Annotated in this window: 12 protein-coding genes; 9 read left to right on the top strand and 3 right to left on the bottom strand. The window is 57.6% G+C overall.

Annotated features, from left to right (window positions below; translation table 11 throughout):
- The first annotated feature begins 585 nt into the window (after nucleotides 1-585).
- From rpmH to mnmE, 5 genes are all read left to right on the top strand, one after another.
- Complete coding sequence (gene rpmH / locus C4J88_RS27325; protein ID WP_003213577.1) at nucleotides 586-720, top strand: 50S ribosomal protein L34; 135 nt, start codon at nucleotides 586-588, stop codon at nucleotides 718-720.
- 13 nt (nucleotides 721-733) lie between these two features.
- Nucleotides 734-1,141 carry a ribonuclease P protein component gene (gene rnpA, locus C4J88_RS27320; protein WP_372238030.1) on the top strand — a complete coding sequence of 136 codons (408 nt, stop codon included), beginning with the start codon at nucleotides 734-736 and terminating at the stop codon, nucleotides 1,139-1,141.
- Entirely contained in the window at nucleotides 1,134-1,379 is a 246-nt protein-coding gene (yidD, locus tag C4J88_RS27315) for a membrane protein insertion efficiency factor YidD (RefSeq protein ID WP_010207715.1), read from the top strand. The genes rnpA and yidD overlap by 8 nt, the downstream gene beginning before the upstream one ends.
- 2 nt (nucleotides 1,380-1,381) lie before the next feature.
- Nucleotides 1,382-3,064 carry a membrane protein insertase YidC gene (yidC, locus tag C4J88_RS27310; RefSeq protein WP_124365081.1) on the top strand — a complete coding sequence of 561 codons (1,683 nt, stop codon included), beginning with the start codon at nucleotides 1,382-1,384 and terminating at the stop codon, nucleotides 3,062-3,064.
- A gap of 79 nt (nucleotides 3,065-3,143) precedes the next feature.
- Entirely contained in the window at nucleotides 3,144-4,514 is a 1,371-nt protein-coding gene (mnmE, locus tag C4J88_RS27305) for a tRNA uridine-5-carboxymethylaminomethyl(34) synthesis GTPase MnmE (RefSeq protein ID WP_124408573.1), read from the top strand.
- 8 nt (nucleotides 4,515-4,522) lie between these two features.
- Here the strand turns inward: mnmE and C4J88_RS27300 are convergent, their stop codons facing one another.
- The 3 genes from C4J88_RS27300 to C4J88_RS27290 form a co-directional block, all read right to left on the bottom strand.
- Nucleotides 4,523-6,955 (bottom strand): TonB-dependent siderophore receptor, encoded by a 2,433-nt coding sequence (locus tag C4J88_RS27300; protein ID WP_124408572.1) that lies wholly within the window; start codon nucleotides 6,953-6,955, stop codon nucleotides 4,523-4,525.
- A 92-nt stretch (nucleotides 6,956-7,047) separates the two neighbouring features.
- Nucleotides 7,048-7,992, bottom strand: a complete 945-nt coding sequence (locus tag C4J88_RS27295) for a FecR domain-containing protein (RefSeq protein ID WP_124408571.1) — start codon at nucleotides 7,990-7,992, stop codon at nucleotides 7,048-7,050.
- A complete protein-coding gene (locus C4J88_RS27290; protein WP_124368918.1) occupies nucleotides 7,992-8,498 on the bottom strand; it encodes a sigma-70 family RNA polymerase sigma factor in 507 nt (168 codons plus the stop codon). Before C4J88_RS27290 ends, C4J88_RS27295 begins: the two co-directional genes overlap by 1 nt.
- Before the next feature lie 519 nt (nucleotides 8,499-9,017).
- Here C4J88_RS27290 and mnmG point away from each other — a divergent pair.
- From mnmG to C4J88_RS27270, 4 genes are read left to right on the top strand one after another with little or no spacing between them, the layout of a single operon-like run.
- Nucleotides 9,018-10,910 carry a tRNA uridine-5-carboxymethylaminomethyl(34) synthesis enzyme MnmG gene (gene mnmG / locus C4J88_RS27285; protein WP_124408570.1) on the top strand — a complete coding sequence of 631 codons (1,893 nt, stop codon included), beginning with the start codon at nucleotides 9,018-9,020 and terminating at the stop codon, nucleotides 10,908-10,910.
- Entirely contained in the window at nucleotides 10,907-11,551 is a 645-nt protein-coding gene (gene rsmG, locus C4J88_RS27280; protein WP_124408569.1) for a 16S rRNA (guanine(527)-N(7))-methyltransferase RsmG, read from the top strand. The genes mnmG and rsmG overlap by 4 nt, the downstream gene beginning before the upstream one ends.
- 18 nt (nucleotides 11,552-11,569) lie before the next feature.
- Nucleotides 11,570-12,367, top strand: a complete 798-nt coding sequence (locus C4J88_RS27275; protein WP_057725767.1) for a ParA family protein — start codon at nucleotides 11,570-11,572, stop codon at nucleotides 12,365-12,367.
- A 9-nt stretch (nucleotides 12,368-12,376) separates the two neighbouring features.
- On the top strand, nucleotides 12,377-13,249 hold the full coding sequence (locus C4J88_RS27270) for a ParB/RepB/Spo0J family partition protein (protein ID WP_124365074.1): 873 nt from the start codon (nucleotides 12,377-12,379) through the stop codon (nucleotides 13,247-13,249).
- The last annotated feature ends 73 nt before the right edge of the window (nucleotides 13,250-13,322 follow it).

Below are 13,322 nucleotides of genomic sequence, written 5' to 3'. Positions count from 1 at the left end.
GGATATCCCCTAAGTTGAAAGCCGGTGAGGCAAAAACAGCCGCCATTGTAGCGACCAGCCGCCCACTTATCCACATGAAGGTTGCGCACAGGCCATCCAAAATCAACGTCTTATCCTTGAAAAAGGCGACCGGCGGTCTGTGAATAAGCTCTGTGGATAACCGCCCCTGAGCTCGTTGCACAAGTGGGGTCGAAAGTCTGTGGGTAACTGGCCTGTGGATAACAAGCCATTCCACACACAGCTTATCCGACAGCGCAGCACAGGCAGAGCACCGTTTCTCCCCCGTGTTGTCATTCTCTGTACATCAGGTGGAATAAGGCCTAAAGGCAGTTATCCACAGCAGATCGCTTCCCTAGCTTTTATAAGCTTTACAGAAAAGCTTTAAATAACTTCCTTCTTTATTTTTATATCTATGCCATCGCTCATGGAAGAGAAGCGGACAGAAAGGCTGACGTGGCCGTCATAGAACTAATTAAAGGAAAAGCTGGTTGGAAATTGACCTAGAGGCTTGCTTTCTCTAGAATCGCCGGTCTCTTAAAACGGGGGCCATTCCGGCCCGTTGTGGACGAACCAGGTAACAACGCCATGAAACGTACTTTCCAACCAAGCACCATCAAACGCGCCCGTACTCACGGCTTCCGTGCTCGCATGGCTACCAAGAACGGCCGTGCTGTCCTGTCGCGTCGCCGCGCCAAAGGTCGTGCGCGTCTGGCAGTTTGATAATCCGGTACTGGTGGTGAGTCAGGACTTCAGTCGGGAAAAGCGTCTGCTAACCCCCCGGCATTTCAAGGCAGTCTTTGACTCCCCCACCGGCAAGGTTCCGGGGAAAAATCTCCTGCTCCTTGCGCGTAACAACGATCTTGATCACCCCCGTCTCGGGTTGGTGATCGGCAAGAAGAGCGTAAAGCTCTCCGTTGAGCGCAATCGCCTCAAGCGTCTGATGCGCGAATCGTTTCGCCTCCACCAGGACACTCTGGTTGGTTGGGATATTGTTATCGTCGCGCGCAAAGGCTTGGGGGATGTAGAAAACCCCGAATTGATTCAGCATTTCGGCAAGCTCTGGAAACGTCTGGCGCGTACCCACAAACCAGCACCAGCAGTCAGCACCGAAACTGTAGGGGTAGACAGTACCGATGCGTAAACTGGCCCTCGTTCCGATCCAGTTTTATCGCTATGCCATTAGTCCTCTGATGGCCAGCCACTGTCGTTTCTACCCCAGTTGTTCCTGCTACGCGTTAGAGGCCATAGAAAATCATGGCCTTCTGCGCGGTGGCTGGCTGACCTTTCGTCGTTTAGGTCGCTGTCATCCGTGGAATCCCGGTGGTTATGACCCGGTTCCGCCTATCCCTACCTCCCGTTCCTCTTCGATGGCCGAGTAATCATGGATATTAAACGCACGATCCTGATCGTCGCCCTGGCAATCGTGTCCTACGTCATGGTCCTGAAATGGAACCAAGACTATGGCCAGGCTGCCCTGCCGACTCAGAATGTTGCTACCAATCAGGCTGCGCCGGCTATTCCGGACACCCCGCTGGGTAACAATGCGTCCGCGAGTGCCGATGTTCCCAGCGCGAATGGCGAGACAAGTGCCCCGTTAGAAACGCCAGTGGTCACCAACAAAGACCTCATCCACGTGAAAACGGATGTGCTCGACCTGGCTATCGACCCGCAGGGCGGTGATATCGCACAGCTGAAGCTGCCGCTTTATCCACGTCGCCAGGACCACCCGGATGTTCCGTTTCAGCTGTTCGATAACGGCGGCGAACGTACTTATCTGGCGCAAAGCGGCCTGACCGGCACCAATGGTCCGGATGCGCGTGCTACCGGTCGTCCGATTTATTCGACCGAGCAGAAAAGCTATCAACTGGCTGATGGCCAGAACCAGCTGAACGTCGACCTGAAATTCAGCCTCGACGGCGTCAATTACATCAAGCGTTTCAGCTTCACGCGTGGTTTGTACGATCTGAAGGTCACTTACCTGATCGACAACACCAGCGACAAAGCCTGGAGCGGCAACCTGTTTGCCCAGCTCAAGCGTGACGCCAGCTCCGATCCTTCTTCCAGCACCGCCACCGGCACCGCGACTTACCTGGGCGCTGCCCTGTGGACAAGTAACGAGCCGTACAAAAAAGTGTCGATGAAAGACATCGACAAGGGCGCGCTGAAGGAAACCGTTCAAGGTGGCTGGGTAGCCTGGCTGCAGCACTACTTCGTGACCGCATGGATCCCGAACAAGGGTGATGCAAACCTGGTTCAAACCCGCAAGGACAGCCAGGGCAACTACATCATTGGTTTTACTGGCCCAGCGTTGACCGTCGCACCCGGCGCCAAGGCTGAAACCAGCGCTACCCTCTACGCCGGCCCGAAAAGCCAGGCCGTGCTGAAAGAGTTGTCCCCAGGTCTGGAACTGACTGTGGACTACGGCTTCCTCTGGTTCATTGCCCAGCCGATTTTCTGGTTGTTGCAACATATCCACAGCATTGTGGGTAACTGGGGCTTCTCGATCATTTTCCTGACCATGCTGATCAAGGGGATCTTCTTCCCGCTGTCAGCCGCCAGCTACAAGTCGATGGCGCGCATGCGTGCCGTGGCGCCGAAGCTGGCCGCGCTGAAAGAGCAGCATGGTGACGACCGGCAGAAAATGTCGCAGGCCATGATGGAGCTGTACAAGAAAGAGAAGATCAACCCGTTGGGTGGTTGCTTGCCGATTCTGGTGCAGATGCCGGTATTCCTGTCGCTTTACTGGGTACTCCTGGAAAGCGTGGAAATGCGCCAGGCGCCGTTCATGCTGTGGATAACTGACCTGTCGATCAAAGACCCGTTCTTTATCCTGCCGATCATCATGGGCGCGACCATGTTTATCCAGCAGCGCCTGAACCCGACTCCGCCGGATCCGATGCAGGCCAAGGTGATGAAAATGATGCCAATCATCTTCACCTTCTTCTTCCTGTGGTTCCCGGCAGGTCTGGTGCTGTACTGGGTAGTCAACAACGTGTTGTCGATCTCCCAACAGTGGTACATCACACGTAAAATCGAAGCGGCCACCAAAAAAGCCGAGGCGTAATTTACTCTGTGGATAACCACTCAAGACGCCCCCTAGTGGGGCGTTTTGCTTTCCGACACTTTAATTCTGGAACCTGCTGATGAGCGCTCCTCGTGAAACCATCGCTGCTGTCGCAACCGCTCAAGGTCGCGGCGGCGTCGGTATCGTTCGAATTTCCGGGCCGCTTGCGGGCGTGGCCGCCAAGGCGATCAGTGGGCGGGAGCTAAAGCCGCGGTATGCCCATTACGGCCCGTTTCTGGATGTGGACGAAAGCGTGCTGGATGAGGGCCTGGCGCTGTATTTCCCGGGACCCAACTCCTTCACCGGCGAAGATGTGCTGGAACTGCAGGGGCACGGCGGCCCGGTCGTATTGGATATGTTGCTGCAGCGTTGCCTGCAATTGGGCTGCCGTCTGGCCCGTCCGGGGGAGTTCAGCGAGCGTGCGTTCCTTAACGACAAACTCGACCTGGCCCAGGCCGAAGCCATTGCCGACCTGATCGAGGCCAGTTCTGCACAGGCTGCGCGCAACGCATTGCGTTCGCTGCAGGGTGCTTTCTCGTTACGTGTACATAACTTGACTGAGCAGTTGATCAGCTTGCGCATCTATGTCGAAGCGGCCATTGATTTCCCTGAAGAGGAAATTGACTTCCTGGCCGATGGCCACGTCCTGGCGATGTTGGATAAAGTCCGCGAGGAGTTATCCACAGTGTTGCGCGAAGCCGGGCAGGGCGCATTGCTGCGTGACGGTATGACCGTAGTGATCGCGGGTCGTCCCAACGCCGGCAAATCCAGCCTGCTTAATGCTTTGGCGGGGCGCGAGGCGGCCATCGTCACCGAAATTGCCGGGACCACTCGGGATATCCTGCGCGAACATATCCACATAGATGGCATGCCGTTGCACGTGGTCGATACGGCCGGATTGCGCGATACCGACGACCAAGTGGAAAAAATCGGCGTAGAACGCGCGCTCAAAGCCATCGGCGAAGCAGATCGAGTTTTATTGGTGGTGGATGCGACGGCCCCCGAGGCTGTGGATCCTTTTGCGTTGTGGCCGGAATTCCTCGAGCAACGGCCAGACCCGGCCAAAGTCACCTTGATCCGTAACAAGGCCGACTTGACCGGTGAGGCCATTGCGATGCAAACCAGCGACGATGGCCATGTGACTATCAGCCTCAGTGCCAAATCGGCAGGGGATGGCCTGGAGTTGCTCCGTGACCATCTCAAGGCGTGCATGGGCTATGAGCAGACCTCGGAGAGCAGCTTCAGTGCACGCCGCAGGCATCTGGAGGCGCTTCGCCACGCCAGCGCGTCGTTGGAGCACGGGCGAGCACAGCTGACCCTGGCAGGGGCAGGGGAGCTGCTGGCTGAGGATTTGCGTCAGGCGCAGCAGCTGTTGGGGGAGATTACCGGCGCGTTCAGTTCCGATGATTTGCTCGGGCGAATCTTTTCCAGCTTCTGTATCGGCAAATAGCCACGCGCTTACCAGTTGTAGGACACCGTACCCAGCAAGGTACGGCTGTCGCCCCAATAACAGCGCCCCGCGTCGTTGCAACCGGCTACGTACTCCTTGTCGAACAGGTTCTTGGCGTTCACATCCACCGACCAGTGCGAATCGATCTGATACCCCACCGCTGCGTCCACCAGCGTGACACTTCCAGCATCCAGCTTGCCGTACAGCGTAGGCGCCGTGTAGGAAAAGGTGCTGTCGAAATACCGCACGCCGCCGCCCACAGACAGGCCTTTAAGGTGACCGTCGAGGAAGCGGTATTTGCTCCACACCGAAGCCTGGTTGCGCGGAACGCCGGTCATCTGATGCCCTTCTACCAAGGAAGTGGCGGAATCCTTGGTAATCCGTGCGTCAGTGTAGGTGTAGGCCGCAGTCACATTCAGGTTTGGCGTAAGGTCGCTGTTGATTTCAACTTCCACACCTTTGGCGCGGCTCTCACCTACCTGGCGATAGCTGTTGGTGGTGGCATCGAGGTAGGTGTCGTCCTGTTTGCGCAAGTCGTACACCGACAGGGTCATCGCCGTATCCCAGCCGATCGGCTCGTACTTCACGCCCACTTCATATTGGCTGCTGGTGATCGGCTTCAACGGTGCGCCGGCGTTGGAAATCTGCTGCACCGGAACGAACGCGGTGGAATAGCTGACATACGGCGTCAGGCCGTTTTCGAACTGGTACATCAGGCCACCCTGGTAGGTGAACTTGCGGTCTTGGGTGCTGATGTTGCTGGCCTTGTTCACTTTGTCGCGGAAATCGCTGTCGACCCAGTCCTGCCGCCCACCGAGCAGGAAAAGCCAGTGGTCGTACTTGCTCTGGATCTGGGCGTACACGCCTTTCATCTGCTGCTCGAGCAAGGTGTTCTGCACAGCGATCGGAGTGAGCGGGTCCCTCAGGTACACGGGGTTATACACATTGATGGTACCGGCGAAACCGGCATCCCAATCCTGGTTGAACGAGGTGCGATCATAGCTGGCACCGAACAACACAGTGTTTTCCAGCCCGCCAACCTGAAATTTGCCTTCGAGCTGGTTATCCAGGGAATAGACCATGGATTTGTTGTAGCGGTCGTAGGCGGTCATGTTCAGTTGGGTGCCGAAGCCACGGTTATTCAGCGCGCTCGGCCAGGTTTCATGGCGGTCTATACGTGACTGCATGTACCGCGAGTTCTGGCGGAACTGCCAATCGTCATTGAAGCTGTGGCTGAACTCGTAGCCAGTGCTCCAGGCTTCACGCTCAAAGGTGTTCCAATCCGGGTCGCCGAGCATAGTGTGCTTGGACAGCTTACCGTTGGGATTAGTGAGTAAGGTGCCCGCAGCGGGTAGGCCAAGTTCCAGATTGGTGTGGTCTTTCTGGTAGTTGGCCAACAGGGTCAGGGTGTTGTAGTCGTCAAAATTCAGAGTCAGGGACGGGGCGATGTAGATACGATCGTCCGGTACGTGGTCGGTCTGGGTATCGGATTTTCGGCCAAGCATCACCAGGCGACCGAGGACATTGTCACTGTCATTGAGCGGCCCGGAGATATCCACACCCACCTGGCGCCGGTTGTTCGAGCCGTACCCCAATTGCACTTCGCCCTGGGGGTTGGCGGTCGGATGTTTGCTGACCAGGTTGACCAAGCCGCCCGGCGCGTTTTCACCGTAGAGCAGCGAAGAAGGGCCGCGGAAAACCTCGACCCGCTCCAGGCCATAAGGCTCACTGGTGGTGTCGTACCGATTGCCTTGCACACGTAGTCCATCCCTGAGCAGGCCGTAGCCGTAGTCCGTAGCGTTGAAGCCTCGAATGAAAAACAGATCGCCCGCCAGCCCGTCGCCTGCGGCAAAAGGCGGCGCGAAGATACCGGGTACGTAACCGAGCACTTCGGTCAGTGTTTGCGACTTCTGATCCTTGATACGTTGCTCGGTCACCACCGATACCGAACGAGGCGTCTGCGACAGAGGCGTACTGGTCTTGGTGCCGATACGGCTGTTTTGCGCCTTGTAGCCAACATCCGCCGCCAGTTCCTGGCCGAACCCATCCGTTTGATACGCGCTTACGGTCGTCGGTGCGAGGGTGAGCTGGCCTGTTGGTATTGCTTGCAAGCCATAGCTGCCAGGTGCCTGGGCGACGGCCTGCAACCCCGAGTTTTGCAACAGTAGCGCGAAACCTTGATCCACCGAATAATCGCCATCCAGACCGGAAGTGGTCAGACGCGAAGTCTGTTGAGGCGAGAACGACAGAATCACATTGGCCCTGGCGGCAAACTGGCTCAGGGCACTGTCCAGTGGGCCGGCAGCGATGACGTAGTGTTGCGTCGCGCTGGCGGCCATGACCCCTGTGGATAACAACGTACCGGCGACGGTAGTGAGCAGCAGGCTGTAGGCAATGGCGCGGCGGGAGACTCGCTGGCGTAGCGGGGTAGGAAGGCACATAAATGGGTAAACCCTGAAGGTAGCGTCGTGATTACCTGAAGGGCCGCGCCAGATAAAAAAAAGATAACCCCCCTTTTGGATTATTTTTTCAATCAACCGATTCGGTTGACTGACACCCAATAGCGCGTGAAGTACTTCACCTGGATCGGCAGGGTGGCTTGCAGGTTGGCCAGTACCGCGTCTGTCGAGTCCAGACGAAACGCTCCGGAAACACGCAGGTCAGCGCAGGCCTGGTCACACTGCAGCAGGCCCGGCCGATAGCGCGCCAGTTCAGCAATGACATCGCCAAGTCTGGCGTCGAGCACGATCAATTGACCGTCAGTCCAAGCTGCTTGTGTGCGGCCATAGTGCTGGGTGAGCCTTATGGCGTGTCGATCAAATTCCGCGCATTCACCCGCACCGAGGGTTCGGCTGTGGTCGGGCTGGTCGCCGGGGGACAGGTTGACCCGATCTTCCAGAACGCCAACCCGAGTGGAATCAGGAAACTGACGCACGGTAAACCGAGTGCCCAGCGCCTGCACGCGGCCGTGGCGTGTCTCCACGTATAACGGCGGATACCCGGCCCGCTTCCCGCTGTGGATAAGTACCTCACCCTCGCGCAGGCGGATCAAGCGCTGGCGCGTGTCGAACATCACATCGATGGCCGTGTTGGTGTTGAGATCAACTTGAGTGCCATCGGCCAGTTCGATCCGCCGATGTTTACCCACAGGCGTTCGGTAGTCGGCCCATACGTTACCCAGGGATGTATGACGTTGAACATTCCAGCCCAGATACCCGGTACCGCCGAGTACCAGCATCCACTTGAGCACTTGGCGGCGTTGTTGCGTGGTGGTCAAGGCGCGCCGCGTGAAGTCCTGGGGCAGGGCGCCGAGGCTGCGCTGCAACTGCTCCAGCTGGCTCCACGCCGCCTGATGGGAAGGGTCCCCGTTGAGCCATTGCTGCCAGGCCTGCCGTTCGGCGGGCGTCGGCGGTTGCGCTTGAAACTGCACGTACCAACTGGCTGCAGCCTCGAATGTCTTGCGATCAGGCGCGGGCATTACAGACTGGCCATGATCAGTGAACACTCGGTCAGCGCGCGGATCATGTGTTTCTTCACCGTGGTCAATGACACCTGCAGATCATCGGCGATCTGTTGATAAGTCAGCCCTTCAATCTGCGACAGCATGAAGATTCGCCGTGCACGGTCGCCCAAACCTGACAGCGCTTTGTCCACAGCCACCAGGGTTTCGATGATGATTGCCCTGTCTTCTTCACTGATGGCGGTGGCTTCAGGGCGATCGGCCAGGGTTTGTTTATAGGCCTGCTCGATGGCGTGCCGGCGATAGCGATCAATCACCAGCCCTCTGGCGATGGTCGCCAGGTAATCCCGTGGTTCGAGGATCTGCACAGCGTCGCGCCCACCCAGAATACGCACGAACGTATCGTGGGCCACATCGGCCGCATCGCAGGCGTTATGCAGCTTGCCTTTGAGCCACCCATGCAACCACGAATGGTGTTGCTCATAGATGTGCTGCACAGCTGTCGTGTGTGAAGGAGGAGACATAGGCGCGACAAGGTAGGTTAATGATAATCGCTATTATTAACCGTCCTCGCGTTTTCCCACAATAGATGTCTTGAGGCCAAAACTTCGGTTGGAGCCGGCGGTTTCTGTGAATTAAGCCCTGTGAATAACCGCCCTTGGGCCCAGTTGATAACCACGCCTGAAACCTGCGCAAAAACCCCTCTGTGGATAACCATCACTTTAATCCACAGGCTTAAGTCACTTATCCAACCCCCTCATTGGCACATGACCACAACCTTTTGAATCGCTGTACACAACGTAAGTCAAGGCCTGCAGAGATCTATCCACAGAAAGGGTGCTCAGTAGAAATAAACATAAAAACAAAGATTTAATATATTTCTCTCTTTTAATTTCTATTGTCCGTGATTCATCCACAGCTGGTTAAATTTTGTGCAAAGGGTTCTTTAGGCAGGGCTAAGTCCCTATACTTGCCGCCAAAGCTCTAAAACTCTTTCAACAAACAATTCCTGATTACCTACATAAGCAGGCACGAGGTGCGTGGTGGATTTCCCTTCCCGTTTTGAAGTGATCGTCATCGGCGGCGGTCATGCCGGTACCGAGGCAGCACTGGCGTCAGCGCGAATGGGCGTAAAAACCCTGTTGCTGACGCATAACGTGGAAACCCTCGGCGCCATGAGTTGCAACCCTGCCATCGGAGGCATCGGCAAAAGCCATCTGGTCAAGGAAATCGATGCCCTTGGCGGCGTGATGGCGACGGCTACCGACAAAGGTGGTATTCAATTTCGCGTGCTGAACAGCCGCAAAGGCCCGGCCGTGCGTGCTACCCGGGCACAAGCCGACCGCATTCTGTACAAAGCAGCGGTACGTGAAACCCTGGAAAACCAGCCTAACCTGTGGATATTTCAACAGGCTGCAGACGACCTGATCGTCGAGCAGGACCAAGTACGCGGCGTTGTCACCCAAATGGGCCTGCGTTTCTTCGCAGAATCCGTGGTGTTGACCACCGGTACCTTCCTCGGCGGGCTTATCCACATTGGCATGCAGAACTATTCCGGTGGGCGCGCCGGCGATCCGCCGTCGATTGCCCTGGCAAACCGTCTGCGTGAATTGCCGCTGCGTGTCGGTCGCTTGAAAACCGGGACCCCGCCGCGAATCGACGGGCGTTCTGTGGATTTTTCGGTGATGACCGAACAAGCCGGCGATACACCGATACCGGTCATGTCGTTCATGGGTTCCAAGGAACAGCACCCGAAACAAGTCAGTTGCTGGATTACCCACACCAATGCCCGTACCCACGAAATCATTGCCGCGAACCTCGACCGTTCGCCGATGTATTCCGGGGTGATCGAAGGGATCGGCCCGCGTTATTGCCCGTCGATCGAAGACAAGATCCACCGCTTTGCCGACAAGGAAAGCCACCAGGTCTTCATTGAGCCCGAAGGCCTGACCACCCACGAGCTGTACCCGAACGGAATTTCCACTTCCCTGCCGTTCGACGTGCAAATCCAGATCGTGCAATCGATTCGCGGCATGGAAAACGCCCACATCGTTCGCCCTGGCTACGCCATCGAGTACGACTACTTCGATCCGCGTGACCTGAAGTACAGCCTGGAAACCAAAGTGATCGGCGGTTTGTTCTTCGCCGGGCAAATCAACGGCACCACCGGTTACGAAGAGGCCGGCGCCCAGGGTTTGCTGGCCGGCACCAACGCGGCATTGCGTGCCCAGGGCAAAGACAGCTGGTGCCCGCGTCGCGATGAAGCGTACATCGGCGTATTGGTCGACGACCTGATCACCCTGGGTACCCAGGAACCGTACCGGATGTTCACGTCCAGGGCGGAATATCGCCTGATCCTGCGCGAAGACAATGCCGATCTGCGCCTGACCGAAAAAGGTCGCGAACTGGGTTTGGTCGATGACGCGCGGTGGGCGGCCTTTTGCAAAAAACGCGAGAGCATCACCCTCGAAGAGCAGCGCCTGAAAAGCACCTGGGTCCGCCCCGGCACTGAACAGGGCGATGCGATCGCCGAAAAATTCGGCACGCCGCTGACTCACGAATACAACTTGCTGAACCTGCTGTCGCGTCCGGAAATCGATTACGCTGGCCTGGTCGAAGTGACCGGTGGCGGCGCAGACGATCCGCAGGTTGCCGAGCAGGTGGAAATCAAAACCAAGTATGCCGGTTACATTGACCGCCAGCAGGACGAGATCGCTCGCCTGCGCGCCAGTGAAAACACCAAGTTGCCTGGGGATATCGACTACACCGGGATTTCCGGACTGTCGAAGGAAATTCAAAGCAAGCTGGGGATAACTCGGCCGGAAACGCTCGGCCAGGCCTCGCGCATACCTGGCGTGACGCCGGCAGCGATTTCACTGTTGATGATTCATTTGAAAAAACGCGGCGCGGGCCGTCAGTTGGAGCAAAGCGCTTGAGTTCGTTGGTCACCTCGCAACACGCCGAAGAGTTATCCACAGGAGCGCGCCAATTAGGCGTCGACCTGACCGAAGCCCAGCACGCGTTGCTGATGGGCTATCTGGCCCTGTTGATCAAATGGAACAAGGCCTACAACCTGACTGCCGTGCGTAATCCGGACGAAATGGTTTCGCGGCATTTGCTCGACAGCTTGAGCGTGATGCCGTTTATCGAAAACGGTCGCTGGTTGGACGTCGGCAGCGGCGGCGGGATGCCTGGCATACCGCTGGCCATCCTGTTTCCAGAGTCACAGGTCACCTGCCTGGACAGCAACGGCAAGAAAACCCGCTTCCTGACCCAGGTCAAACTCGAACTCCAGCTGGACAACCTGCAAGTTATCCACAGTCGCGTCGAAGCCTTTACGCCTGAACAGCCCTTCAACGGAATTGTTTCCCGGGCGTTCAGCAGCATGGAGAACTTCAGCAACTGGACTCGCCACCTTGGCGACCGCGATACCCGCTGGCTGGCAATGAAGGGCGTCCATCCAAGCGACGAGCTGTTAGCATTGCCGGCAGACTTCCACCTCGATAGCGAACACGCCTTGGCCGTACCCGGTTGCCAAGGCCAACGCCATCTGCTGATACTGCGCCGCACGGCATGATTGGGAACACAAGCAAGAATGGCTAAGGTATTCGCGATAGCGAACCAGAAAGGTGGCGTGGGCAAAACCACCACCTGCATCAACCTCGCAGCATCCCTGGTCGCGACCAAGCGCCGGGTGCTGTTGATCGATCTCGATCCACAGGGCAACGCCACCATGGGTAGCGGTGTGGATAAACACGGCCTGGAAAACTCGGTCTACGACTTGCTGATCGGCGAGTGCGACCTGGGCCAGGCCATGCACTATTCCGAGCATGGCGGTTATCAACTGCTGCCGGCCAACCGCGACCTGACTGCGGCGGAAGTGGTGCTGCTGGAAATGCAGATGAAAGAAAGCCGTCTGCGCAGCGCCCTCGCGCCGATCCGGGAGAACTACGACTACATCCTGATCGACTGCCCGCCGTCACTGTCGATGCTCACGCTCAACGCCCTGGTGGCTGCGGATGGGGTGATTATCCCCATGCAGTGCGAGTACTTCGCGCTTGAAGGCCTAAGTGACCTTGTGGATAACATCAAGCGTATCGCCGAATTGCTCAACCCGAACCTGAAAGTCGAAGGCCTGCTGCGGACCATGTACGACCCGCGCCTGAGCCTGATGAACGATGTGTCGGCGCAGCTCAAGGAACATTTCGGCGACCAGCTCTACGACACGGTGATTCCACGCAACATTCGCCTGGCCGAAGCGCCAAGCTACGGCATGCCGGCGCTGGCCTACGACAAATCATCCCGTGGTGCCATTGCCTACCTGGCGCTGGCCGGCGAGATGGTGCGTCGCCAACGTCGCAATTCACGCACCGCTGCAGCCCAGCCAACTTAAGGAATCCCCATGGCCGTCAAAAAACGAGGTCTCGGACGTGGACTGGATGCACTCCTGAGTGGTCCGACTGTCACTTCGCTGGAAGAGCAAGCGGTGCAGGCCGACGAACGTGAGCTGCAGCACTTGCCCCTGGACCTGATCCAGCGCGGCAAATACCAGCCGCGCCGGGACATGGACCCGCAGGCGCTGGAAGAGCTGGCCAACTCGATCAAGGCCCAGGGCGTGATGCAGCCGATCGTGGTGCGCCCCATTGGCAGTGGCCGCTTTGAAATCATCGCCGGCGAACGTCGCTGGCGCGCCAGCCAGCAGGCAGGCAAGGAAACCATCCCGGCGATGGTGCGCGACGTACCGGATGAAACGGCCATCGCCATGGCATTGATCGAAAACATCCAGCGTGAAGACCTCAACCCGATCGAGGAAGCCATCGCGTTGCAGCGTTTGCAGCACGAATTCCAGCTGACCCAGCAACAAGTTGCCGATGCGGTGGGTAAATCCCGCGTGACTGTGTCCAACCTGCTGCGTTTGATCGCGCTGCCGGAAGTCATCAAGACCATGTTGTCCCACGGCGACCTGGAAATGGGTCACGCCCGTGCTTTGCTCGGTTTGCCGGAAAATCAACAGGTTGAAGGGGCGCGTCACGTTGTCGCACGCGGGCTTACCGTTCGTCAGACCGAAGCGTTGGTTCGCCAATGGTTGAGCGGCAAACCTGCACCGGTCGAAACCGCCAAACCTGATCCGGATATCGCGCGCCTCGAGCAGCGCCTGGCCGAACGGCTAGGCTCTGCGGTGCAAATTCGCCACGGCAAGAAAGGTAAAGGGCAATTGGTTATCGGATATAACTCCCTCGACGAGCTTCAAGGTGTCCTTGCCCACATCCGTTGAAACATTCGCTGAAACAATTGCTCATGTAGCGCGTGATCGGAAATCACTACCCGGCAGTTGAATAGGGGCAGAA

The organism is Pseudomonas sp. R4-39-08 (assembly GCF_003852275.1).
GTDB lineage: Bacteria > Pseudomonadota > Gammaproteobacteria > Pseudomonadales > Pseudomonadaceae > Aquipseudomonas.
Note: the sequence above shows the minus strand (reverse complement) of the source record. Positions and strands in the feature narration are given on the sequence as shown.